20 protein-coding genes are annotated in these 23,123 nt (G+C 64.8%); 13 read left to right on the top strand and 7 right to left on the bottom strand.

Annotated elements, in window-relative coordinates; translation table 11 throughout:
• Positions 1 to 14 precede the first annotated feature (14 nt).
• From ACTJKX_RS22440 to groES, 3 genes are all read right to left on the bottom strand, one after another.
• On the bottom strand, positions 15 to 1,595 hold the full coding sequence (locus ACTJKX_RS22440) for an ABC transporter substrate-binding protein (RefSeq protein WP_440726571.1): 1,581 nt from the start codon (positions 1,593 to 1,595) through the stop codon (positions 15 to 17).
• 101 nt (positions 1,596 to 1,696) lie between these two features.
• Entirely contained in the window at positions 1,697 to 3,325 is a 1,629-nt protein-coding gene (gene groL, locus ACTJKX_RS22435; RefSeq protein WP_394312870.1) for a chaperonin GroEL, read from the bottom strand.
• A gap of 74 nt (positions 3,326 to 3,399) precedes the next feature.
• Positions 3,400 to 3,687 carry a co-chaperone GroES gene (groES, locus tag ACTJKX_RS22430; RefSeq protein WP_311943393.1) on the bottom strand — a complete coding sequence of 96 codons (288 nt, stop codon included), beginning with the start codon at positions 3,685 to 3,687 and terminating at the stop codon, positions 3,400 to 3,402.
• 230 nt (positions 3,688 to 3,917) lie between these two features.
• Between groES and ACTJKX_RS22425 the strand changes: the two genes are divergently transcribed.
• The 10 genes from ACTJKX_RS22425 (at position 3,918) to ACTJKX_RS22380 (ending at position 16,548) form a co-directional block, all read left to right on the top strand.
• Entirely contained in the window at positions 3,918 to 5,339 is a 1,422-nt protein-coding gene (locus ACTJKX_RS22425) for an NtaA/DmoA family FMN-dependent monooxygenase (RefSeq protein ID WP_440726570.1), read from the top strand.
• On the top strand, positions 5,336 to 6,577 hold the full coding sequence (locus ACTJKX_RS22420; RefSeq protein WP_440726569.1) for an acyl-CoA dehydrogenase family protein: 1,242 nt from the start codon (positions 5,336 to 5,338) through the stop codon (positions 6,575 to 6,577). The genes ACTJKX_RS22425 and ACTJKX_RS22420 overlap by 4 nt, the downstream gene beginning before the upstream one ends.
• Before the next feature lie 12 nt (positions 6,578 to 6,589).
• Positions 6,590 to 8,035 (top strand): LLM class flavin-dependent oxidoreductase, encoded by a 1,446-nt coding sequence (locus ACTJKX_RS22415; RefSeq protein WP_440726568.1) that lies wholly within the window; start codon positions 6,590 to 6,592, stop codon positions 8,033 to 8,035.
• Positions 8,036 to 8,075: 40 nt separating this feature from the next.
• Positions 8,076 to 9,344 carry an acyl-CoA dehydrogenase family protein gene (locus tag ACTJKX_RS22410; protein ID WP_394312866.1) on the top strand — a complete coding sequence of 423 codons (1,269 nt, stop codon included), beginning with the start codon at positions 8,076 to 8,078 and terminating at the stop codon, positions 9,342 to 9,344.
• 5 nt (positions 9,345 to 9,349) lie between these two features.
• Complete coding sequence (locus tag ACTJKX_RS22405; RefSeq protein WP_440726567.1) at positions 9,350 to 10,615, top strand: GNAT family N-acetyltransferase; 1,266 nt, start codon at positions 9,350 to 9,352, stop codon at positions 10,613 to 10,615.
• Between the two features lie 58 nt (positions 10,616 to 10,673).
• Positions 10,674 to 12,452, top strand: coding sequence for an ABC transporter substrate-binding protein (locus ACTJKX_RS22400; RefSeq protein WP_440726566.1), 1,779 nt, complete (start codon positions 10,674 to 10,676; stop codon positions 12,450 to 12,452).
• Positions 12,453 to 12,476: 24 nt separating this feature from the next.
• Positions 12,477 to 14,105, top strand: a complete 1,629-nt coding sequence (locus ACTJKX_RS22395; RefSeq protein WP_440726565.1) for a dipeptide ABC transporter ATP-binding protein — start codon at positions 12,477 to 12,479, stop codon at positions 14,103 to 14,105.
• Positions 14,098 to 15,054: an ABC transporter permease gene (locus tag ACTJKX_RS22390; protein WP_440726564.1), complete on the top strand. Its 957-nt coding sequence runs from the start codon at positions 14,098 to 14,100 to the stop codon at positions 15,052 to 15,054. The genes ACTJKX_RS22395 and ACTJKX_RS22390 overlap by 8 nt, the downstream gene beginning before the upstream one ends.
• A gap of 10 nt (positions 15,055 to 15,064) precedes the next feature.
• Positions 15,065 to 16,060, top strand: coding sequence for an ABC transporter permease (locus tag ACTJKX_RS22385; protein WP_440726563.1), 996 nt, complete (start codon positions 15,065 to 15,067; stop codon positions 16,058 to 16,060).
• Positions 16,061 to 16,290: 230 nt separating this feature from the next.
• Positions 16,291 to 16,548: a helix-turn-helix domain-containing protein gene (locus tag ACTJKX_RS22380; protein ID WP_440726562.1), complete on the top strand. Its 258-nt coding sequence runs from the start codon at positions 16,291 to 16,293 to the stop codon at positions 16,546 to 16,548.
• An 88-nt stretch (positions 16,549 to 16,636) separates the two neighbouring features.
• Here the strand turns inward: ACTJKX_RS22380 and ACTJKX_RS22375 are convergent, their stop codons facing one another.
• Positions 16,637 to 17,278, bottom strand: a complete 642-nt coding sequence (locus ACTJKX_RS22375) for a hydrolase (protein WP_311943421.1) — start codon at positions 17,276 to 17,278, stop codon at positions 16,637 to 16,639.
• 206 nt (positions 17,279 to 17,484) lie between these two features.
• On the opposite strand from ACTJKX_RS22375, the gene ACTJKX_RS22370 reads away from it, so the two are divergent.
• From ACTJKX_RS22370 to ACTJKX_RS22360, 3 genes are all read left to right on the top strand, one after another.
• Positions 17,485 to 18,396 carry a LysR substrate-binding domain-containing protein gene (locus ACTJKX_RS22370; RefSeq protein ID WP_367626785.1) on the top strand — a complete coding sequence of 304 codons (912 nt, stop codon included), beginning with the start codon at positions 17,485 to 17,487 and terminating at the stop codon, positions 18,394 to 18,396.
• Between the two features lie 221 nt (positions 18,397 to 18,617).
• The gene (locus ACTJKX_RS22365; protein WP_311943612.1) at positions 18,618 to 19,070 is read left to right on the top strand and encodes a cupin domain-containing protein; all 453 of its coding nucleotides are present in this window, start codon (positions 18,618 to 18,620) and stop codon (positions 19,068 to 19,070) included.
• A gap of 77 nt (positions 19,071 to 19,147) precedes the next feature.
• Positions 19,148 to 19,975, top strand: a complete 828-nt coding sequence (locus ACTJKX_RS22360) for an alpha/beta hydrolase (protein ID WP_440726561.1) — start codon at positions 19,148 to 19,150, stop codon at positions 19,973 to 19,975.
• A 217-nt stretch (positions 19,976 to 20,192) separates the two neighbouring features.
• Here ACTJKX_RS22360 and ACTJKX_RS22355 read toward each other — a convergent pair whose 3' ends face one another.
• Genes ACTJKX_RS22355 through ACTJKX_RS22345 form a run of 3 tightly spaced genes read right to left on the bottom strand, consistent with a single transcriptional unit; the run spans position 20,193 to position 23,120 of the window.
• Positions 20,193 to 21,272 (bottom strand): hypothetical protein, encoded by a 1,080-nt coding sequence (locus tag ACTJKX_RS22355; protein WP_440726560.1) that lies wholly within the window; start codon positions 21,270 to 21,272, stop codon positions 20,193 to 20,195.
• Complete coding sequence (locus ACTJKX_RS22350; protein ID WP_394312854.1) at positions 21,265 to 22,338, bottom strand: hypothetical protein; 1,074 nt, start codon at positions 22,336 to 22,338, stop codon at positions 21,265 to 21,267. The genes ACTJKX_RS22355 and ACTJKX_RS22350 overlap by 8 nt, the downstream gene beginning before the upstream one ends.
• 2 nt (positions 22,339 to 22,340) lie before the next feature.
• Positions 22,341 to 23,120, bottom strand: coding sequence for a hypothetical protein (locus tag ACTJKX_RS22345; RefSeq protein ID WP_440726559.1), 780 nt, complete (start codon positions 23,118 to 23,120; stop codon positions 22,341 to 22,343).
• Between the last annotated feature and the right edge of the window lie 3 nt (positions 23,121 to 23,123).

Below are 23,123 nucleotides of genomic sequence, written 5' to 3'. Positions count from 1 at the left end.
CCGGCACCCCCGGCCTATTGCTTTTCCTTCAGCCAGACATGGCTGAGATCATACCAATCCTGGGCAGGGGTGGCGAAGCCGCCGACATTCTTGCCCACGGCATAATGGGTGCGCTCGTAATAGATCGGCAGTTTGCCGACATCGGTGGCCAGGATCCGGTTGGCCTCGCGCCATTTGTCCCTGATGTCCTCGGCCTTGACGGCGGTGATCGCCTCATGGACGGCCTTGTCGAAGGCGGGATTGTTGTAATTGCCCGTATTGCCGCTGCTCTGGCTGTGGGCGACGATGTAGAGCCAATAGGGCGTGAGAAAGCCCCATTCCATCGAGGTCAGGGCAACCTCGGGGCCGTTCTTCTTGTTGCGGGCCAGGAAGCTGTTCCAGTCATAGGAGCGGATTTCGAGCTTGATGCCGGCCTTGGCCGCGTCGCGCTGGATCCATTCGGCCACCGGCTCACCGCCCGCATAGATCTCCAGGAGGCCGCTGACGCCGCCGGGATGGCCGGCTTCGGCCAGCAACTGCCTGGCTTTCTCCACATCGTAGGGATAGTCGCGGAAGGAGGGGTCGAAGGCATCGCTCCCCGGGTTCAGGATGCCATAGGCAGGGCCGGCCGTGTCCTTGAGAAGGTCGCGCGCCAGCGCGGCCCGGTCGATCGACAAGGCGAGCGCCTGGCGCACGCGCGGATCCTTGAAGGTCTCGTTGGCGGTGTTGAAGGTGTAGTAGTAGACCGAAGGCAGGTCGACATTGTCGACGCCGAAGCCCTCCGCCTTCAGCTTGGCCACGCTGTCGCGCGGCGGCCAGGAGATGATGTCGACCTCGCCGGTCTCCAGGGCGGCGACACGGGCATTGCCATCGATGATCGGCCGGAAGATGATGCGGTCGAGGAAGGGCTTGTCGCCCCAGTAGCCGTCGAAGCGCTCGATCTCGACCTTCTGGCCGCGTACCCGTTCGACGAAGCGGAAGGGACCGGTGCCGACGGGATGCTCGGCATAGCCGTCATTGCCGTATTTGCGGATGGCCGCGGGGCTGGCAATACCGCCCGAACCGCCGCTGCCCTGGGCGAGCATCCGCAGGAAGGGGCTGAACGGTTCGGCGAAGGTGAGGACGAGAGTGTGGCCGTCAGGCGTGTCGATCCGGCTGAGCGAGGAATAGGTGTAGGCGAGGTTGGCGGCGCTGATCTTGTCGTAGAACTCGAATTTCGGATCCCAGCCGCGACGGATGTTGAAGGCCACGGCCTCGGCGTTGAAATCGGTGCCGTCATGGAACTTGACCCCGCGACGCAAATGGAAGGTGTAGATCCGCCCGTCCGGCGAGATCTCCCAGGATTCGGCGAGGGCCGGCTTGAGGGGCGGGACCTTCACCTCCGCGCCGGATTTCGACAGGTCCTCGGTCACCAGCGGCTCGTGGATGTGGCGGGCGATGCGAAAGGTCTCCCAGCCGCCTTCCCGGCCTGGATCGAGATTGGTGATCTCGGCGTTCTGGGCGACGATCAGCGTGCCGCCATATTTATCGGCGTCGTCGGCGAGGGCCGCGCCGTGGACGAGGGCAAACAGGGCGCCGGCAAGGCTCAGTCTGAGGCCCAGGGAAACGAACCGCATCGTAATCTTCCATTCATTCCAGTCAGAGGAGCGGACGCGCCGGGAGACGGCGCGTCGCGGCAGGCGGAAGGCCGGAGCGATCCGCCTGCCTGATCTCGGCGTCAGAAGTCGCCGATGCCGCCGCCCGGCGGGCCGACCGGCGGTTTTTCCCTGGGCAGCTCGGTCACCAGGGCCTCGGTGGTGACGATCAGCGAGGCGATCGAGGCGGCATCCTGCAGGGCGGTGCGCACCACCTTGGCCGGATCGACGATGCCGGCCTCCAGGAGGTCGACGAAGGTCTCTGTCTGGGCGTTGAAGCCGAAGGTCGCCGACTTGTTCTCGGTGATCTTGCCGACCACGATCGAGCCTTCGACGCCGGCATTCTCGACGATCTGGCGGATCGGCGCTTCCAGGGCCTTCAGCACGATGTTGATGCCGGACTGCACGTCGGCGTTCTCGCTTCTGAGCTCCGCGACGGCGGCTTTGGCCCGCAGCAGCGCAACGCCGCCGCCGGGCACGATGCCTTCTGCGACGGCAGCGCGGGTGGCGTTGAGCGCGTCGTCGACCCGATCCTTCTTCTCCTTGACCTCGACCTCGGTCGAGCCGCCGACGCGGATCACCGCGACGCCGCCGGCGATCTTGGCCAGGCGCTCCTGCAGCTTCTCGCGGTCATAGTCGGAGGTGGTCTCCTCGATCTGCGCCTTGATCTGGGCGACGCGGGCGCTGATGTCCTTCTTCTTGCCGGCACCGTCGACGACGGTGGTGTTTTCCTTCTCGATGCGCACGCGCTTGGCGCGCCCGAGCTGGGAGAGCGTGACGTTTTCGAGCTTGATGCCGAGATCCTCCGAGATGGTCTCCCCGGCGGTGAGGACGGCGATGTCCTCCAAGATGGCCTTGCGGCGATCGCCGAAGCCCGGTGCCTTGACGGCGGCGACCTTCAGCCCGCCGCGCAGCTTGTTGACCACCAGGGTGGCGAGCGCCTCGCCCTCGACGTCTTCGGCGATGATCAAAAGGGGCTTGCCGGTCTGCACCACCGCTTCGAGCACGGGCAGCAAGGGCTGGAGCGAAGACAGCTTCTTTTCGTGGATGAGGATGTAGGGGTCCTCGAACTCAACCACCAGCTTCTCGGCATTGGTGACGAAATAGGGCGAGAGATAGCCACGGTCGAACTGCAGGCCCTCGACGACGTCGAGCTCGGTCTCCAGGCTCTTGGCTTCCTCGACGGTGATCACGCCCTCATTGCCGACCTTGTCGACGGCGGTGGCGATGATGGCGCCGATCGAGCTGTCGCCATTGGCCGAGATGGTGCCGACCTGGGCCACTTCCTCGGACGACTTCACCTTCTTGGCGCGCTTTTCGATGTCCTTGATCGCGGCCGTGACGGCGAGGTCGATGCCGCGCTTGAGATCGAGCGGATTGAAGCCGGCCGCCACCGCCTTGGCACCTTCGCGCACGATGGCCTGGGCGAGGACCGTGGCGGTGGTGGTGCCGTCGCCGGCAAGATCATTGGTCTTGGAGGCGACTTCGCGCAGGAGCTGGGCGCCGAGATTTTCGAACTTGTCTTCGAGCTCGATCTCCTTGGCGACGGTGACGCCGTCCTTGGTGATGCGGGGCGCGCCGAACGACTTCTCGATCACGACATTGCGTCCCTTCGGACCCAAGGTGACCTTGACGGCATTGGCGAGGATGTCGACGCCGCGCAGCAGGCGCTCGCGGGCATCGGAGGAGAATTTGACGTCTTTTGCTGCCATGATTGGATTCCTTCAGGTCCGGAAGCGACGAAAGCGCTCGAAGGCCTGTCTGGCTGTGAAAAGGGGAGGAGGTGTCAGGCGATGATGCCGAGAATGTCCGCTTCCTTGAGGATGAGCAGGTCCTGGCTGTCGATCTTGACTTCGGTGCCGGACCATTTGCCGAACAGCACGCGGTCGCCTGCTTTCACATCCAGCGGCTGAAGCTTGCCGTTCTCGTCGCGCGCGCCAGGGCCGACGGCGACGACCTCGCCCTCCTGGGGCTTTTCCTTGGCGGTGTCAGGTATGATGATGCCGCCCTTGGTTTTCTCCTCGCCTTCCAGGCGACGCAGGACCACGCGATCATGGAGCGGTCGAAAGCTCATGGATTCTACCTCAGATTGATTGAAGCACCGCGATTTGCCGCCTGATTCAGGCAGGTCTTGCGGCTTGAACCCATGCTAGGGCGGGTCAACGGCCGGCGTCAATAAAAAGAATATAAAATATATAGACAATATATAATTTATGCGCAAACATACCTCCATCGATTTGCCGGACGCAGCCTGCGGCGACAGCAGGCGCCGCTCTCCCGGCGAACCAATTTCCCTACCAATGGATGATTTGCGTCGTGTCCGCCGAACCGATCATTTTGAACGGGTTCACCATGAACTCAGTTTCCCATGTCAATTACGGGCTGTGGCAACACCCCGAGGATCAGACGTACCGTTATACCGATCTCGACTATTGGCTCGAGCTCGCCCGCATCCTCGACGAAGGCCGCTTCGACAATCTGTTCATCGCCGATGCGCTGGGATTGCTCGACGTGCATGGCGGCAGCGCCGAGGCCTCGTTGCGAACAGGCACGCAATCGCCCCTCGGCGATCCCCTGCTGTTGGTTTCGGCCCTGGCGGCGGCCACGCGCGATCTCGGCTTCGGCATCACCGTCTCGACCAGCTACGAAAAGCCCTATCTGCTCGCCCGCAAATTCACCACGCTGGACCATGTCACCCGCGGGCGCATCGCCTGGAACGTGGTGACTTCCCAGCTCGACAGCGCCGCCCGCAATCTGGGGCTGGAGGCCCAGTACCCCCATGATGAGCGCTATGATCGCGCCGACGAATTCCTCGAAGTAGCCTACAAGCTCTGGCAGGGTTCATGGGAGGACGGTGCCGTCCTGCGTGACCGCGGCAGCGCCGACCATCCCGAAGGGCTCTATACCGATCCCTCCAAGGTGCACGGCATCGGCCATCGCGGCCATTACTACAACGTTCCCGGCCCGCATCTTTCCGAGCCCAGTCCCCAGCGCGTGCCGGTGATCTTCCAGGCCGGCGGCTCGCCGCGCGGGCAGGCTTTCGCGGCCCGCCATGCCGAGGTGGTCTTCGTCGCCGGGGCCGATGCCGCCGGCATCCGGCGCAATGTCGCTGGCATCAAGGAACTGGCCCGCGAGGCGGGCCGGGCGCCGGGGGCCATCCGCTTCATCAGCGCGCTGGCCGTCGTCACGGGCGAGGACGACCAGGCGGCCCAGGCGAAACTCGACGATTACCTGCGTTATTACAGCCTGGAAGGCGCCATCACCCATTATTCGGCGAGTACCGGCATCGATTTTGCCGGTCATTCCCTCGATGAGCCGCTGCGCTATCAGGACACCAACGCCAACCGATCCCTGCTGCGCATGTTCGACGATCCGGCCTCGGGCAGGCGGTGGACCTTGCGCGAGGCCTTTCTGCCCGATGGCGGCTTCGGCCGGGTGAAGACGCTGGTGGGTGGGCCGGCCCGGATCGCCGACGATCTCGACGCCTGGCTCGCCGAGACCGATACCGATGGCGTCAATCTCATCCACATCGTCAATCCCGGCAGCTTCCGCGATTTCGCCCAGCATGTCGTGCCCGAGCTCGACCGGCGCGGGCGCCTGCGCGAACGCCGGGCCGGCGCGCTGCGCAGCCGCCTGTTCGGTACCGATTCCCCGCTTGTGCCGCCCGACCATCCAGCGGCCCGCTTTGCCTTCCCGGCAACCCAGACGGCTGAGGCCCGGTCATGAGCGCCGATGGAGCGCGGGCAAGCCTGAGCGGGGAGGAGCGGTTCCGGCTCTGGGTCGAGGCGGCCGAGCAGGTCGCCGCGGAATTGAGAAGGACAGGGGCGGCGCGCGATGCCGCCGGTGCCGATCCGGTGGCGGAGATCGAGCTGTTGCGCCAGGCCGGTCTCCTGACGATCTTCCTGCCCGAGGCGATCGGCGGAGGCGGTGCCAGCACCCGGGAGGTCCTGCGCATCATCCGCATCTTGGCCAAGGGCGATACCTCCATCGCCCAGATCGCCACCTACCATCTGTTCGGCACGGCCCTGGGCCGGAATGGCGCGAACCAGGCTCTGTTTGCCCGGCGCGCGGAGGGTTTCCTCCGGCAGGGCTGGTTCCATGGCGGCGTGGCCCAGGCCGCCTATGAACCGCTCATCAGCGCCACGCCGCAGGGCACGGGCTTCGTGCTCAACGGTTCCAAGCCCTTCGCCAGCGGTGCGGCCGTGGCCGACACCCTGCATGTCTGGGTGCGTTTCGCGCCGGGGACGACGATCGCCGGAAATGACGCCGGCGGCCATATCGGCCAGTTCGTGGTGCCCAATCCCGCGCCGGGCCTGAGCTTCGGCCATGACTGGGACAATATCGGCCAGCGCCTCACCGTCTCCGGCAGCGCCAGCTTCGACAATGTCGCGGTGCGCCTGGACGATCTTGTCGCGCATCGTCGCGAGGACGCTCCGCAGACGCCGGCCGAGACCCTGCATGTGCCCATCATCCAGCTCGCCTTCGGTGAGCTCTATCTCGGCACGGCACTCGGCGCCTTCGAGGAAGCGCGCGATTATATCCGCACGCGCTCGCGGCCCTGGCTTTCCTCGCCGGCCGGCAAGGCCAGCGAGGACACGCTGGTGGTCGAGCGTTTCGGCAGGCTCTCCGTCGCGCTGGCCTCGGCCGTGGCCCTCTCGGATGCGGCAGGCGAGGCGGCCCAGCGTGCGGTCGAACGCGGGAGCGAGCTGACCGAGCGCGAAAGAGGCGAGGTCGCCGCCATCGCCTACCAGTCGAAGGTGCATTCGACCGAAGTGGCGCTGGAGGTCACCTCCCGCCTGTTCGAACTGATGGGCGCACGGGCCACCACCAGGGCACTCTCCTTCGATCGCTACTGGCGCAATGTGCGCACCCACTCCCTGCACGATCCCGTGCACTACAAGGTCCTGGAAGTCGGCGATTACGCCCTCAACGGGACGGTTCCTCCACCCACCTATTATTCGTGAATGGTTTGAACGATGTCCGTTTCATCGCCGCCGATTGCCGCCAAGAAACCCTTTTTGCTCAATGGCTTCGGCATGACCGTCGTCGGTCACGTCTCGGCGGGCCTGTGGCGCCATCCCGACGACCGCGCCGACACCTATACCAGCATCGACTATTGGATCGGCCTCGCCAGGCTGCTCGAGGAAGGTGGCTTCGACGGACTGTTCCTGGCCGATGCGCTCGGGCACCTGGACGTCTATGCCGGCACGCCCGATGCCTCGCTGCGCACCGCCGCCCAGTCCCCGGTCAACGATCCCTTGCTGCTGGTCTCGGCCATGGCGGCGGCCACAAGGCATCTGGGCTTCGGCATCACGGTGTCGACCACCTATGAGCAGCCTTATCTGCTGGCGCGCAAATTCACCACGCTCGACCACCTCACCAAGGGGCGCATCGCCTGGAACGTCGTCACCTCCGTGCTGGAGTCGGCCGCGCGCAATCTCGGCCTCGAGCGCCAGATCGAGCATGACGAGCGCTATGACCGGGCCCAGGAATTCGTCGACGTCGCCTACAAGCTGTGGGAGGGATCGTGGGAGGAGGATGCGGTCATCCGCGATCGCCAGCGCGGCATCTATACCGATCCGGCCAAGGTCCATGCCATCCATCATCGCGGCACCTATTTCACCGTGCCGGATGCGCATCTGTCCGAGCCGAGCCCGCAGCGCACGCCCCTGCTCTACCAGGCGGGCACCTCGACGCGCGGACGTGAATTCGCGGCGCAGAATGCCGAAGTCGTCTTCCTGGGCGGTACCAATTCGCCTTCGATCCGCCGGCGGATCGAGCAGATCCGCGCGCGTGCCGTCGAGCTCGGCAGGGCACCCGATGCCATCAAGTTCATCACCGCCATCAGCGTGGTGACGGCTGCAACCGACGAGGAAGCCGAGGCCAAATATCGCGACTATCTCTCCTACACCAGCGTGGAGGCGGCGCTTGCCCTGTTCTCGGCCTGGACCGGGGTCGACTGGTCGCAATATCCGCTCGACCATCCCATCGAATATATCGAGACCAATGCCGGCCGCTCGGCCTTGTCCAGCCTCACCAGCATCGATGCCGACCGGCGCTGGACCGTGGGCGACGTCGCCGACTATATCGGTGTGGGCGGCATTCATCCCACTTTGGTCGGCGGGCCCAAGAAGGTGGCCGACGCGCTCGAGCGCCTTGCCGACGAGACCGGCATCGACGGCTTCAATCTCGCCTATGCCATCAGCCCCGGTTCCTTCGAGGATTTCATCCGCTTCATCGTGCCCGAGCTTCGCCAGCGCGGCCGCATCCGCGAGCGACCGGCGACGCCGGTGACCCTGCGCGAACGCTTCCAGGGCGAGGGCCAGCGCCGGCTGCGCGAGGATCATCGCGGGGCTTCCTTCCGCGACTTCACCCGTTTCGTCCCTGCGCGGGACGTGCCGGCCGCGACCGCGGCCGAGTGACTCCCCAATGTGCCGACAGCTTTGAACGAGGACGAGACAAGTGGCCTATGACGCAACCGTGAGCGCCTTGCGCGATACGCGCAGGGATGCCCCCGCCATCGAGATCTATGCCGGCCTTTCGGAGGCGGAATTCGCGGAGTGGCGCAGCCGCGCCGAAAGTGTTGCCGCCGAACTCGCGGCCACTGCGCTCGAACGCGACCGTGCCAACCAGGATCCGTTCGAGGAGATCGAACTCCTGCGCAAGGCCGGCCTCCTCGGCCTTGCCGTGCCGCGGGCCCTAGGCGGCGCCGGCGCCAATCTCGCGCAGGCGCTCGAGATCAGTCGTATCATCTCTGCAGCGGACGGCTCGATCGGGCAGCTGATCGCCTATCATTATTCCAATGGGGTGTGGAGCTACATCCTCGGCACGCCCGAGCAATGGCAGGCCACGGCCCGCGGCGTCGGCGAGGAGGGCTGGTTCCAGGGCGGCGTCAGCAATCCGCGCGATCCCAAGGCCGAGCTGGAAAAGACCGCGAACGGCTATCTGATCAGCGGCCGGCGCACCTTCGCCACCGGCGCCTCGATCGCCCAGATCCTCACCGTTACCGTCTGGGATGGCGAGAAGCGCGTGCATTTCCAGGTCCCGCCATCGCGCAAGGGCATCAGCTTCGAGGGCGACTGGGACAATCTCGGCCAGCGCCTCACCGCCAGCGGCTCGGTGATCTTCGACAGGGTCGAGGCGACCGATGCGGACCTCCTGTCGGGTCTGGATCATTATGCCGGCGATGTCGAGCAGCGCGACGGGCTGCGAGTGCTGTTCAGCCAGCTGATCTTCGTCAATTTCTATCTCGGCATTGCCGAGGGTGCGCTCAAGGCCGCCTCCGCCTATGTGCGCAGCCATGGCCGGCCATGGCCCGAGTCGGGGCTGGAAAAGGCCACCGAGGATCCCTACCACCTCCAGCTTTTCGGCCGCCTGTCGGCGGGCATCGCCGCCGGCGTCGCCCTGGCGGACAAGGCCGCGGCCCTCTATCAGGCGGCGCTGCTGGCCGGCCCGGCGCTGACGGCGCAGGCCTGGGGCGAGCTTGCCCTTCTGATCGACCAGGCCAAGGTCATCGCCACCAAGGTCTCGCTCGAAGTCACCGCCGATATCTATGAGGCGACGGGGGCGCGCTCGACGGCCAACAAATACGGCCTCGACATCTATTGGCGCAATGTGCGCACCCATACGGTGCATGACCCGGTGTCCTACCGCCTGCGCGAAATCGGTGAGTTCGCGCTCAATCAGACGCTGCCGAAGCCCCGCGTCTTCACACCGCCGGCGAAGGCCTGAATGTCATGTCGCTGCACGCCGTAGACCTCTCGGCCGTCAGGGCACCGAGCCTGGCTCCCGCCCGGGTGAGGGTTCTGGAAGACACATCGGAACTGATCCAGGCTGCCCAGCTGTTTCGTACCGCCATGGTGGGGCTGCCGAATTTTGGGCCGATCGATGCCGGCTTCGTCGCCAATATCCATGAGCCGGGCCGCACCCTCGGCGCCTTTGTCTCGGGCACGCTGGTCGGCACCGTCAATTCCTATGCCAGCACCCTGACGGTTCCGGGCGGAGGACGGCTCGCCCATGCCGCGGTCACCCATGTCGGTGTGCTGCCCACCCATACCAGGCGAGGCATCGGCACGGCCCTTCTGGAGAGGCAATTGGCGGAGGCGCGTTCGCGCGGCGACGCCGTTGCCACGCTGCGGGCCTCGGACGCGCGTATCTACGCCCATTTCGGCTATGGCATCGCCAGTTCGCAGGTCAGCTTCGACCTTGCCACCGAAGGGGCTCGACTGCGCCCGGGCGTGGCGCGGGACTTGCCGGTGCGCTTTGTCGAGTTGGAGGAAGCGTGGTCCGTGCTTCCTGCCATCCATGCCCAGGCCGGCACCGCCCAGGCAGGCGCCATCGCACGCTGGCGCGGTTGGTGGCACTTCCAGCGCCTGCGCCAGGACTTGTCCAAGGCGCCGGCCTATGTCGTGGTGGCCGGGGAGGAAGGACGGGAGCGCGGCTATGTTCGCTACCACCCGATCGGCCTCGACGAGTGGTTCGCCGGCTCGGATCGCACCCTCGTCGTGGATGATCTGGTCGCGGCTGACGATGCTGCCTATGGCGCACTCGTCGCCCATCTTCTCAATGTCGATCTGGTGCATCGCATCCTTTTCCCCGGCCGGCCCGTGGATGATGCCCTGCCATGGCTGTTCGAGAACCATCGGCAGGCCCGCGTGACCGGCCAGCGTGACGAGACCTGGCTGCGTCTTCTCGATGTGCGCCAGGCCCTGGAAACGCGCCGCTATGGCGGCGATGGCGAGGCGGTGCTCGCTGTCAGCGACCCCCTTTTCGCCGAGAACAATGGCCGGTTCCGCATCTCGGCGCAGGGTGTGGTGCCGACCGACGCGCCGGCTGAGGCCGAGCTCGATGTCGCCGCCTTGGCAACGACCTATCTCGGGGGCACCCGCTGGTGGCAGCTCGCCAGGGCCGGCCGGGTCAAGGCCGAGAGCGAGGCGGTGCTGTCCACGCTCGACACCTTGTTCGCCACATCAGCCCAGCCCCACGCGGGCACCGTCTTTTAAGGCCTCCACCAGCGCGAGCGGCCTTCGTCCTTGTCTTCGATACATCAGGAAACAGACTATGAAATCCCGGCATTTCGCTCGTTCTTGGCTGCTCGGCTCGGCGTCGCGCTTTGCGGCCGCCCTGCTGCTGACGGGCGGCCTCGCTCTCGGCGGGGCAGAGGCGGCTGACGAGGTCCCCTATGGCGGGACGCTGCGCATCGCCTCGCTCGACCCCGATCTCGACGCCTTCGATCCCTTGACCGGCTACAGCACCGATTCCTGGGAGATCCTGCGGGCGGTGACGCGCCAGCTCGTGACCTATCCGGGCGCGTCCGACGACATCAAGGACGACACCAAGCTGGTGCCCGACCTTGCCGAATCCTGGGACGTCAGCCCCGACGGCAAGACCTATACCTTCCATCTTCGCGACGGCATCACCTATTCCGGCTCGACCACGCGCAAGATCACGGCGGGCGATTTCGTCTATGGCATCAAGCGCTTCTGCGATCCCAACAAGCAGGTCGCGGCCATCAACTATTTCAATCTCGCCTTTTCCGGCTTCGCCGACTACTGCAAGCAGTTCGCCAAGGTGCCGACGGGCGATCTCGCCGCCACCAAGGCCTTTACCGATACGCATGACATCGCCGGCGTCTCCGCGCCGGACGACAGGACGCTGGTGCTGCGTTCCGACAGCAAGAACTATGATTTCCTCAACATCCTGTCGATGAACTTCGTCAGCCCGCTGCCGCCGGAAATCGCCTCCAAATATTTCCCGGATTCGCTGGAGTTCAGGAAGAACCTGCCTTCGAGCGGTCCCTACTACGTGGCGACCTACGATCAGGGCCAGAAGCTCGTTCTCAAGAAGGTGGCCAACTACAATCATGCCGCCGATCCGGCTCGCAAGGCCTATGTCGACGAGATCGTCGTCGACTTCACCACCAATACCGAAGATGCCGTGGTGCAGAAGATCCGCGCCGGAGAAGCCGACCTGTCGCTCTATCTCGACGTGCCGCCTTTGGCTGCGATCCGGCAATATCAGGCGCAGAAGAGCCCCTATCTGCATGCCTCCAACAGCGGTTCGGCCAATTTCATCACTGTCAACGCCCGGCCGGAAGCAACCAGCCCAGGCGCCACCGCCCTGCGCAAGCTCGAAGTGCGCCAGGCTCTCGCCTATGCGGTGAACAAGGCCCATCTCGTCCAGCGCCAGGGCGGCTCGATCGCCGCTCTCCCGCTCGGCCAGATCATCACTTCGACGATCCTCGGCCATGAGCCCTTCGATCCCTACGCCACGCCCAAGAGCGCAGGTGATCCCGCCAAGGCCAAGGAGCTGCTGGCCAAGGCCGGCTATCCCGACGGCTTGACGCTGGATGCGCTTTATCAGACCACCGCGCAGACCCAGGCCGTCGCGGTGACGCTCAAGGAAGACCTGGCCGCGGCGGGCTTTACCCTCAACCTCATCCCGGTGCCGAGTTCGCAGTACCGTTCCTACATCCAGGATCCCAAGAGCCATTGGGACATCTTCCTCGGGGGCGCCTTCGCACCCGACTGGCAGGGACCGAGCACGCGCATGCTGCTCGGGGGCTGGCTGAATTCGGATGCCTCGCCCTGCGGTACCGGCAACGTCTATGCGATCTGCTACTCCAACAAGGAGCTCAACAGATTGGCGGCCGAAGCTTTCCCCTCCGATGATCCCGGCCCGGTCTGGGCCAAGGCCGATCGCCTCGTCTCCGCCGACCTGCCCTGGATCCCCCTGTTCGAGAAGCGCAAGGTCGCCATCACCTCCGATCGCATCGCGCTGTGGACCTGGTCCTCGCTCGCCGTGCAGGCCGACATCACCAACATCGCCCTGCGCAAATAGCGGCAGGGTGCAGGAGAGGCGGCCATGGCGATCTTCTCGGTCGATAATCTGGATGTGAGCTTTGGAACGCGCCGGCATCCCACGCAGGTGGTGCGCGGCGTCTCCTTCGCCGTCGATGCCGGCAAGACCCTGGCCATCGTCGGCGAATCCGGCTCCGGCAAGAGCGTGTCGCTATTGGCGGCTACCGGCCTGCTGCCCCCCTCGGCGGCGGTGTCGGGCAGCGCTCGCCATCGCGGCACTGAGCTTCTCGGCCTGTCGGCCGGCCGGCTGCGCCGTTTGCGTGGTGCACAGATTGGCTTCGTCTTCCAGGATCCGCTCTCCAATCTGCATCCGCTCAAGACGATCGGCAGCCAGATCGGCGAAGCGATCACGGCCCACCAGCGCGTAGGGCGGTCGGCCCTGCGCACGCGCATCCTCGATCTGCTCGACGAGGTCGGCATTCGTGATCCCGCCCGGCGCCTTGACGACTACCCTCATCAGTTCTCCGGCGGCATGCGCCAGCGGGTGATGATCGCCATGGCGATCGCGCTCGGCCCGGACCTGCTGATCGCCGACGAGCCGACGACGGCACTCGATGTGACGGTCCAGGCCGCCATCCTCACGCTCCTGCGGCAATTGCAGGAACGCCATGGTATGGCCCTGATCTTCGTCAGCCATGACCTCGGCGTCGTCAACGACATCGCCGACGACGTGGTGGTGATGCGCGGGGGAAGCGTGGTGGAGCAGGGGGCGGCGGCGCGCATCTATGGCGCACCGAAGGAACCCTATACTAGGCTGCTGCTGGGAGCCGCACGCCACGGCCTGGCCCTCGGCACCGCCGCACCCGTGGAGACCAAGCCCCTGCTGACGGTGGAGGGGATTTCCCGCCGCTTTCGCCGAGGCGGCAAGGCCGAGGGCATGCTGCAGGCGCTCGACCGGGTCTCGTTTGCCCTGCGCGAAGGCGAGATCCTCGGCGTGGTCGGCGAGTCCGGCTCGGGCAAGTCGACCATCGGCCGCATCGTCGTCGGACTGGACAGGCCTGACGAGGGCCAGGTTCGGCTCGGCAACAATGTCTATGCCCATGCCGGCGCTACAACCCTCACCGGACAGCAACGTTCCGCCATCCAGATGGTGTTCCAGGACCCCTATGGCAGCCTCAATCCGCGGCGGCGGATCGGCGCCATCCTGGCCGAGCCCTTCATCATCAACACGGATCTGTCCGCGCCCCAGATCCGTTCGCGCATTCGCGACCTCGTCGATGTGGTGGAACTGCCCCAGGACGTGCTCGACCGCTACCCCGCCCAGCTCTCCGGCGGGCAGCGCCAGCGGATCGCCATCGCCCGCGCGGTGGCGCTGGAGCCGCGCGTGATCGTGGCGGATGAACCGGTGTCGGCTCTCGACATCACCACGCAGGCGAAAATCATCGCGCTGCTGCGCTCACTCAGGAGCCGGCTCGGCGTCTCCATCCTGTTCATTTCCCATGATCTCGGCGTGGTGGCCGATCTGTGCGATCGCGTGCTGGTGCTGCAGGCCGGCCGCATCGTGGAGGAGGGGCCGACGGCACAGGTCTTCCACCGTCCCGGCCAGGCCTATACGCGGGCACTGATCGCCGCCATTCCCGGTCAGAGGAACCGGGATGGGGACAGGCTCGAAAGGCTGGCCTTGCATGGCTGAGGCGAGCCGGACCATCTCTGCCGACGGAGCCGAACGGGTTTCCTCCCATCGTGAATTGAGGCGATCTCCCACCGGCATAGCGGCCGTACTGGCGGAACCCTCCGTGCGGTTCGGCGGCCTGCTGGTGCTGACGGTGCTGGCTGCCGCGCTGCTGGCGCCCCTGGTGGCGCTCTGGCTCGGCCATGGGTCGACGGAGCAGTTCAGCGACATCGCCCTGTCGGAGGATGGCCTGCCCATCGGGCCGAACTGGGCCTTTCCGCTCGGCGCCGACGGCGATGGCCGCGATGTCCTGGTCCGCACCCTCTATGGCGCGCGCATCTCCCTGCTGGTCTCAATCCCCGCCACCACGCTCGCCATGGTGGTGGGCACTTCGATCGGCCTGATCGCCGGCTATTTCGGCGGGCTGGCGGACCGCATGATCTCGCAGGGTATCGACGTAGCCCTGTCCTTTCCCTTCGTGGTGACGGCGCTCAGCCTGCTGGCGCTCAATCGCGGGGCCAACGGCCAACCGATCGCCGATCCCGTGCTGGTGGTGGTGCTGATCATCGCTTTGTTCTCCTGGACCTATTTCGCCCGCCTGACTCGGGGGCTGGTGCTCTCGCTTCGGCACAGCCCCTTCGTCGAGGCAGCGCAGACCCTGGGGGCAAGCCGCCGGCGGATCCTGATCCGGGAGGTCCTGCCCAATGTCGCGCCGGTCGCCCTGGTCTACTGGGCCGTGCAATTGCCCAACAACATCGTGGCCGAGGCGACCTTGTCCTTTCTGGGCGTCGGCATCCAGCCGCCGACGGCGAGCTGGGGCAACATGATCGCGGATGCCCAGCGCTCCTCGCTCTACCAGTTGCAGCCCTGGTTCCTGCTCGGGCCGAGCATCGCCCTGTTCCTGACGGTGGTGGGCTTCAACACACTGAGCGCGGGCCTGCGCAACGTCCTCGATCCCCATCGGCGTTGAGGGAGGGATCATGCTGCGCTTCATTCTCGGCCTCGCCGTACGGGCGATCTCCACTTTGCTGATCGTCCTCGTCATCGCCTTCTTCATCACGCGCCTCGCCTATCAGAATCCGGCGGTGATGCTGGCGCCGCGCAATGCCAATCAGCAGGCGATCGATGCGGTTGCCCATGCGCTGCGCCTCGATGAGCCCTGGCATGTCCAGCTCTGGCAATATCTCTATCGCGGGCCGGACATTCAGGGTGCGGCGATGGGGCTCGCGCACTGGCCGCCGGCCCTTGGCTATTCCTTCCGCAAGCAGACGGGCGTCACCGAGCTGATCCTCGACAAGGTGCCCGTGACCTTCTCGCTCGCTTTGGGAGCGCTGGTCATCTGGATGGTGGTCTCGCTGGTGCTGGGCATCCTGGCGGCGCGGCGGCCGGGCTCCCTGCTCGACCATGCGCTGGCGGCCATCGCCTATGTCGGCCTGTCGGTCCCTACCTTCCTCTCCGGGATGCTGCTGTCCTTCTTCCTGTTCTACCAGCTCTCGACCGTGGGCATCGACTGGTTCCCGAGCAGCGGCTATGTGCCGTTCTTCGACAATCCCTTCGAATGGGCCCGTCATCTGACCTTGCCCTGGCTGACGCTGGCGATCGCAGAGATCGGCATCTTCCAGCGCGTGGTGCGCGCCGCCATGCTGGACGTATTGGGCGAGGACTATATCCGCACCGCCCGGGCCAAGGGGCTCAGCGAATGGCGCATCCAGGTCGGTCACGCGCTCAAGGCCGCTCTCAACCCCATCATCACCCTGGCGGGGCTGGAACTGGCGGTGATCATGGGCGGGGCGATCGTTACCGAGCAGATCTTCGGCCTCGACGGTGTCGGCAGGCTGGCGATCAACGCCGCGCTGGACGGGGATTTTCCCGTGGTGATCGGCACGACCATCTTCACCGCGGCGATCTTCGTGGCCTGCAACTTCCTGGTCGATGCCATCACCAGGCTGCGCGACCCGCTGGCGGCAGCCGGATGAGCCGCAGACAGGCATTGCGGTGATGGCTGAATTGACCTTCTCCTGGAAGCAGCCTGCCAATTGCTCCAGCATCGCGGGCAGACTTACCAAGCTCCCGAGATAGCTTAAAACTTGGGGGCAAGGTCAAGCCGAGGGCTGGAGTGCATAGAGCGGGCTTCTTTCTGTCATATTCACCGCCCAAGGTGACTATGATGATAGCGATAGGCTTCCCCACGGACTTGTGACTCAAGATGGCCGCTGAACATCCCAATGGCCTGGCTCAGGCGATGAGCCAGGCCAGCATGGACCCTTCATGGCTGGCAAGGCGGGTGGGCGTGGATCTCGCCCAGCTTGAGACATGGGCGGCCGGCCGAGAATCGATCCCTCCCGACGTTGCGGTGAAGCTGGCCGCCAAGCTGAAGACCACCGTGGCGGACATTCTATACGGACTGGGACAGGCCGAGGACGATCGGCCCTCGAGATGGCAGATGCGGCGGCGAGGCCGATAATCAAGGCGGCTCTATTCCACCAAATGCCGATCCATGCCGGCCAGCCCCCGTAACCTTACAGGGACTGGCGGGTACGCTAGGGCGAATGCTATTCGGCCTTGTCGTAAGTGAACTGGATGCCGGGGGTCCCGCCCGTCTGGATGAACAGATCCAGGAATGCCGGAACGGTCTGGCTGCGCTTCCAGTCGCGTTGAAGTTCGCAGAAGAGCTGGACGGTCGAGATGAGCTTGCCGCCCGCTTGTTCGATGCGCCGCAGCGCTGCCTCATGCGCCGCAACCGAGGTCCCCCCGACCGCATCGACAGGTACATAGACCTCGTAACCTTCAGCCAATGCGTCCAGCGCCGGGAAGGTGAGGCAGGCCTCCGTCCACAGAGCGGTCATGACGAGTTTCTTTCGGCCGGTTTCCTCGACGGCCTTGCGAAATTCAATGTCCTCCCAACTGTTGATGCTGGTCCGATCATAGGTGGGATAGTCGCCCAGCACCTTGCGGATATGTGCAACGGGCGGTTTGTTGAGACCTGTCTGCACGTTTACGGTCGAGTGGACGATCGGCAGCCCGTAGGTGACTGCCGCCCTCGAACAGCCAACGATGTTGTTGAGCAGCAGCTGGCGATCCATCGAAGCGATCGAATTCACCTGGACCGGCTGATAATCGATGATGATGAAAGCCGCATTCTGCGGTGTCAGCAGTTGATCCGATTGCGGATCGCGCACGGGTTCGCTCGACATGGGTCGTTCCTTTCTTCTGCAGGCGCCCAACTTCCTTTCCGCGCGGAGAAGTATTCTCGGCGGGCAGAACGGCGCGGGCGCTTCGGCCGCCCCGATTGGGAAAACCAGCCCGGCTTCCAAGGCAGAACCGGCAGAATTGGAAATATCAGCGGGACGACTGACCCGGAAGATTGCTTAACCCGATGCAGCGTCCTATCAATGGGACGATGCAGGATCTCAATGACCTCTTTTATTTCGTGCAGGTGGTCGATCACGGCGGATTCGCTGCGGCATCGCGAGCCGGCGGCATGCAGAAGTCCAAGCTCAGCCGGCGCATCCAGCAACTGGAAGATCGGCTGGGTGTGCGACTGCTCAATCGTTCTTCTCGCCGGTTTTCCGTCACGGAGATCGGCCGTGAATATTACGATCGTTGTGTTGCCATGCTGGTCGAGGCCGAGGCCGCCGAACAGGTGATCGTGCAGGTGCAGGCCGAGCCGCGTGGCATCATCCGGGTAAGTTGCCCGGTAGCGCTGATCAATTTTCAGTTTGGGGCGCTCTTTGCGCGCTTTCTCGCTGCGTATCCGGCCATCGAGATCCATCTGGAAAGCACCAACCGGCGCGTCGACGTGATTGCCGAAGGCTTCGACGTGGCCATTCGCGTGCGTTTCCCGCCCCTTGAACCGACTGAACTCGTCATGCGGCGGCTCGACACAAGCACGCAGTGCCTGGTGGCCAGCCCAGGCCTTCTGGCCGGGCGCCCCATAGCCTCCCCGGCCGATCTGGACCGCCTGCCGAGCGCCACCCTCGGGCCTCCGCAGCGCGAGTATCACTGGCAGCTCGAACATGCCGATGGGCAAAGCGCAAAGGTCAGGCATCTGCCACGGCTGGTGACCGGCGACATGGCCGCACTTTGCGATGCGGCGCTTGCCGGCGTGGGCGTGGCGCAACTGCCCACCATGGCCGTCTGGCGGCACGTCGCTGCGGGACAGCTCGTCCATGTCCTGCCGGACTGGCGACCCAATGCCGGCATCGTTCATGCGGTTTTTCCCTCACGGCGAGGCTTGCTGCCGTCGGTTCGTGCGCTGCTCGATTTCCTTGCAGCCGAATGTGCGGCGGCGCGAAAGCAGGCTGCCATGTAGGGCGCAGACGACACTTCTGCGAGCACACGGCGCTTCGTGCGCTGCCGCCGGCGTGCCTGCCCGAGACGCAGCGCGAATTCGGCGGGAGAGGGGCCATTTTGCGGAAAAGACTCGTTTCAGGAAATCTGGACGAGGTTATGATCTCAAGGCATGCGCCGCCCGAGGGCGGCGTCTGCCTTTTCTTGCGAATATCGAATCTAGACAAAAGGGGAGGGATCACGATGACCACGGAACTGGATGGCGGCATCACGCGGCACGGCGAGGGCTATGAGCAGGTCGAATGGAACATCCTTGGCCAGCGCTATTTCCCGAAGGCCGATTGCGGGTCGACCTTCGCTTTCGAGGCGAATTCCGAACCCGGCCAGTTCGTGCCGGTCCACATCCATCCGACGCAGGATGAATTCATCTTTCTGCTGGAGGGGCAGCTGGAGCTGAAACTCGACGGAACCTGGCAGACCGCCAAACCCGGCGACCTGGTGCGCATGCCGCGCGGCATCCCGCATGGTTATTTCAACAAGTCGGACAAGCCGGCTCGAGCGCTTTTCTGGGTGTCGCCCGCCGGCAGGCTGCGCGACCTGTTCGAGACCTTGCACAACATGTCCGATGTCGAAGCCGTCCTACGCGCCTCGGCCGAGCATGACGTCGATTTCCTGCCGCCGGAAGCCAATGACTGAGACGAGGTCATTCCGGGCGGTGGGATCGGGGGAGGCGAGCCCCGCTGCCGGATGACGGGCCTGAAAGCGAGAGTAAGATGCGATATCGGGTGGTCGACTGGACCTGGGCTTACGACAATGCAGCCAACATTCCCGGGAGCCAGGCGTGGCCGCAAGCCTGGGTGGAACCTGCCCGGCTGGCACGCGATGCGCTCGTCGCCGAGGATCGTGCAAGGCTGGATCTCGCCTATGGCGACGATCCGCGCCAGCGTTTCGATCTGTTCTATCCGAAGGGAGGCCTTGCGGGTCTGGTCGTCTTTGTCCATGGCGGATTTTGGATGGCGCTCGACAAGGGCTTCTGGTCGCATCTCGCGCAGGGGGCGCTGGCGCATGGCCATGCGGTGGCGATACCCAGCTACCCGCTCGCTCCAGAGGTGCGTATCGCCGACATCACAAAGTCGATCGGCCAGGCCATCGTGGCGGCCGCGGGCATCGTGCCGGGGCCGATCCGGCTGATCGGCCATTCTGCCGGCGGCCAGCTGGTGACGCGCATGATCAGCCAGACGACGCCGCTCCCCGGCGAACTCGCCGGCCGGATCGTGGGAACGCTCTCCGTTTCAGGCCTGCACGACCTTCGGCCGCTGATGCATATCGCCCGCAATGCGACGCTGAAGATCGACATGAACGAAGCAAAAAGCGAGAGCCCGGCTCTGCTCGAGCCATTGCCCGGCAGCAAGCTGATCTGCTGGGCAGGTGCCCGGGAGACCTCCGAGTTCCTGCGGCAGAATGCACTGCTCGGCAATATCTGGCGAGGCCTCGGCATCGAGACCGATGTCGTCGAGGAGCCCGATCGCCACCATTTCAATATCCTGGATGGGCTCGTCGATCCCGACCATGCCTTGACGCGCGCTTTGTTCTCCATGTGATACCCGATCGCAGAAAGACGGACCTGTCATCCCCGGCGAGCACGTCACAAGCTTTGCTTGTGACTGGGAGGGAAGTGGATCCGGGAGTTACGAGCGACGTTCTCGGCCTCTGGATTCCCTTCCCACTGCCTGCGGCGGCGCCGGGAATGACAGCGCCCCCTTTGCAGGCACAGGTCAAACATTGTCCGGATGGGTATAAGATGCTTGGCGCGTCGGGTCAGGGTTGCATCCCGGACGCGGGCCGGAGGCCGCTCGCCGCCTTGCCTTCGGACCTTCGCACCCTGATCTCGATCCGGCGCCGTTCCTTGACGTCGCCCCTCACGGATCCGTCGGTCACCTTGTCTCCCGGCAGGATCATCTGGCCTCCGGAGAGAGGCAGGACCGTCACGCCCTTGAGACGAGGGTCATTCTCCAGGACCCTGGCGACGGACACGGCCCGGGCCATGCCCAGACCCGCATTGTCTGCCGGAGTGAGGCCGTCGATCTGCACCTTGCCCGCCAGGGCAGGGATGAGCTTGCCATCCAGGTTGGAAGCACGGTTGTTGACGGCCTGTTCGTCGGTGTGGCCGATCACCTCGACGACATCGACATCATATTCGGCGACGATCTTCGCCACGCGCTCGACGACGTTCGTCTTGAGCTTCCTGTCGAAATCCGCTGTGAGGTCGGCCCGGCCGATGGCGAAATTATAGCCACTGGCTTCGCTCAGATTGATGATGGGTGGCCAGTCGTGCTCGCCGCGCCCCTCTCGCTCGGCCTGCTGTGTCTTGGCACCCTTGACGATGAGGTCGGCCACCCCAGAGACCGTCAGATTCCCAAGCTCGATGGTCGTCATCCGGCTTTTCGCTTCGGCGATCTGGCGCCATGCCGTTGCCAGATCGGCTCCCGAGACATCGGCGGTCAGCGTGGGCAGGATGTCCTTGAGTTTCGCGGCATATTGCTTGAGCTGGTCGGGATCGACGCCGTTCTCCCGCAGTTTGTCGACGAGGCCGCGTGCTTCGACCAGCTTGCGCCAGCTATCATCGAGTTGCTGAGGAATTGCTCCGGTACGTTTGAACTCGTCCAGGAGTGCAGCGAGATCCTTCGAGGTCTGCTGCTCCTTTGCGAGCGCCGTTTCCGCCTGCTTCAGGCGGGCGGCAAGAAGATTGGCGCGTTCCTGCTCCCGGCTGAACATGACCGTCAGGGCGATCAGCAGACAGAAAACCAGCAGCAGCATGATCTCGGCCATGGTCAAACCGAGGACGATGCCTCGCCGATAGGCCGCCCCATCGGAGCCGATGGAGGTCGCTCTACGCATCAGCCGCCGCCGATCTGCGCAAGAGGCGCCTGATATATCGCAGCGGCCTGCTCTGCTTGGCGGCGGCAGCCTCTTCCATCTGCCGTGTCAGGCCGGCGATCGCTTCCGCCAGATTGTCGATGCGGGCATTGCGCTTGGCTTCCGTATCGAGAAGCTGGGTCGGTGCCATCGGCGAATTGTGCTCGATGAAAGTTGCGAGGCTCTTGCTCAGCTGGGAGACGGCCTGCGTCAGTTCCCCGACCGAAGGCTGGAGCTTTTCTTCGATGACGTTGGCGGGTACCTGCAGGCTCTTGAGGTGGTCCGATACCGCCTCCAATGTCGCCGTGAGCCTGTCCGTCCCTTCGGACAGTTTGGCAGTTTCCGCGGCAAACTTCGTATTGGCCGCCTCGACGCTCTCGAATGCCGATTTGGCAAAGGCCTTCAGGATCGTGGTGCTGGCATCGGCACTGGCCTCGATCGGCCCGGCAGCCTTCCGGGTCAGATCCTCGAAGTCGCCGAGGGCCCTGCTGGTCGCATCCCGCACGCCCTCGCGGGCTTCCCCAAATCCCTCGATGATCATCTGCTGGGAAGAACGGCGGAAATTCGCGATTTCGACCACGATGGTGTCCAGCTCCCGGCGAACCCGCCGGGTGGCTTCCGACAGTTCCAGACGCGAGGCCAGCTCGACCTCGTAGGGATCCTGCCGCATCTGCCCGAACAGCACGCGAAGGGCGACACCGGCGATGGTCGAGGCAATTGCGACGCCGAAATTGCGGACGATTTCCTCCACCGCCCCCTCGGCCTGAAACTGATAGAGCGAGACGCCCAGGCTCGTGAGGGTGAACAGGAAGCCCATATAGTAGATGTTGTCGCCTGCCTGGTCCAAGCGCAGGCGGAAGCGCCGCAGCGCGACGATGACGAGCGCGTAGACCACCATCACCGCAACCGGCACGGATGTCACCAGGAAGGCCGGATAGTGCATCAGCTTGGCGGCGATGATGTAGGCGCTGCCCGCCAGGACGAACAGGCTGAAGAGGCTGGCACTGATGGCGCTGTCGGTCGTCGACCAGGCCTTGTCCTGGACCATCGTCAGTTCACTCCCTGCAGGCGATCGGCGCTGTCGAACCTGCCGTTATTGTCGGCGATCCATTCCTGCCAGAACCGGATATGGGCAACGCTGTCGATCGGCGGCTTCTGGCGCTGCACATATTTGATGCCTATTTCGGCACCGTGAAGATCGGTCCTGAATTGCTTGTAGGCGACCGACTTCTTGAAACGGGCGAAGGAGAGGTCGCCGCGATACTGGCTGTAATCCCGCCCGTTCTCGATCATGTCGGAGACGATGACCAGCTTCTTGGCGACGTTGTCCGACCTGGCTCCCGTGAATCGCTCGACGGCAATCGCCTGGATGGTCGCCATGATCGGAGAATTGTCGGAGGGAACGCCGGCCAGATCCGCCGCCAAGGCCCGTTCGAGCGGTTGCTTGAACCCCTGCGTCCATTTCCGCCTGGCAAGCTCCTTGTTGCCGGTAAGGGCGTCCACGCTCGAACCGTCACCCGGATTGCAGGCCCGGAACTTCACGGCGCCGCCCGATGCGTTGGGTTCGAGGACGCGCAGTTCGAACAGGCCGTATTCGGGCGTGGCCTCGGCCAGATCGGTGAGCTCCGTCGCCAATTGCTGACGGCCGATCGGCGGCAGGGCATCGGAGGCATCGAGCAGGACGATAGTCATGGATGTCGGGCCATCGACGGGGCACAGCTCCGCATCGAGTTTCGGCGGAACCTTGGCTGTCAGCTTGAGATAGGCAAAGCCGATCGCCACCGCCGCGGCCGCCAGCAGCAGGAGGCCGCCTATGATGTATTGCGGCAAACC

Source organism: Labrys sp. 22185 (genome assembly GCF_052045555.1).
Classification (GTDB): Bacteria; Pseudomonadota; Alphaproteobacteria; order Rhizobiales; family Labraceae; genus Labrys; species Labrys neptuniae.
Note: the sequence above shows the minus strand (reverse complement) of the source record. Positions and strands in the feature narration are given on the sequence as shown.

Coding starts and splice junctions, on each gene's coding strand:
- ACTJKX_RS22360 (WP_440726561.1), top strand. CDS start 19,148: ATGCGATATCGGGTGGTCGACTGGACCTGGGCTTACGACAATGCAGCC.
- ACTJKX_RS22400 (WP_440726566.1), top strand. CDS start 10,674: ATGAAATCCCGGCATTTCGCTCGTTCTTGGCTGCTCGGCTCGGCGTCG.
- ACTJKX_RS22395 (WP_440726565.1), top strand. CDS start 12,477: ATGGCGATCTTCTCGGTCGATAATCTGGATGTGAGCTTTGGAACGCGC.
- ACTJKX_RS22405 (WP_440726567.1), top strand. CDS start 9,350: ATGTCGCTGCACGCCGTAGACCTCTCGGCCGTCAGGGCACCGAGCCTG.
- ACTJKX_RS22390 (WP_440726564.1), top strand. CDS start 14,098: ATGGCTGAGGCGAGCCGGACCATCTCTGCCGACGGAGCCGAACGGGTT.
- ACTJKX_RS22350 (WP_394312854.1), bottom strand. CDS start 22,338: ATGGTCCAGGACAAGGCCTGGTCGACGACCGACAGCGCCATCAGTGCC.
- ACTJKX_RS22355 (WP_440726560.1), bottom strand. CDS start 21,272: ATGCGTAGAGCGACCTCCATCGGCTCCGATGGGGCGGCCTATCGGCGA.
- ACTJKX_RS22380 (WP_440726562.1), top strand. CDS start 16,291: ATGGCCGCTGAACATCCCAATGGCCTGGCTCAGGCGATGAGCCAGGCC.
- ACTJKX_RS22415 (WP_440726568.1), top strand. CDS start 6,590: ATGTCCGTTTCATCGCCGCCGATTGCCGCCAAGAAACCCTTTTTGCTC.
- ACTJKX_RS22385 (WP_440726563.1), top strand. CDS start 15,065: ATGCTGCGCTTCATTCTCGGCCTCGCCGTACGGGCGATCTCCACTTTG.
- groL (WP_394312870.1), bottom strand. CDS start 3,325: ATGGCAGCAAAAGACGTCAAATTCTCCTCCGATGCCCGCGAGCGCCTG.
- ACTJKX_RS22365 (WP_311943612.1), top strand. CDS start 18,618: ATGACCACGGAACTGGATGGCGGCATCACGCGGCACGGCGAGGGCTAT.
- groES (WP_311943393.1), bottom strand. CDS start 3,687: ATGAGCTTTCGACCGCTCCATGATCGCGTGGTCCTGCGTCGCCTGGAA.
- ACTJKX_RS22425 (WP_440726570.1), top strand. CDS start 3,918: ATGATTTGCGTCGTGTCCGCCGAACCGATCATTTTGAACGGGTTCACC.
- ACTJKX_RS22440 (WP_440726571.1), bottom strand. CDS start 1,595: ATGCGGTTCGTTTCCCTGGGCCTCAGACTGAGCCTTGCCGGCGCCCTG.
- ACTJKX_RS22370 (WP_367626785.1), top strand. CDS start 17,485: ATGCAGGATCTCAATGACCTCTTTTATTTCGTGCAGGTGGTCGATCAC.
- ACTJKX_RS22375 (WP_311943421.1), bottom strand. CDS start 17,278: ATGTCGAGCGAACCCGTGCGCGATCCGCAATCGGATCAACTGCTGACA.
- ACTJKX_RS22420 (WP_440726569.1), top strand. CDS start 5,336: ATGAGCGCCGATGGAGCGCGGGCAAGCCTGAGCGGGGAGGAGCGGTTC.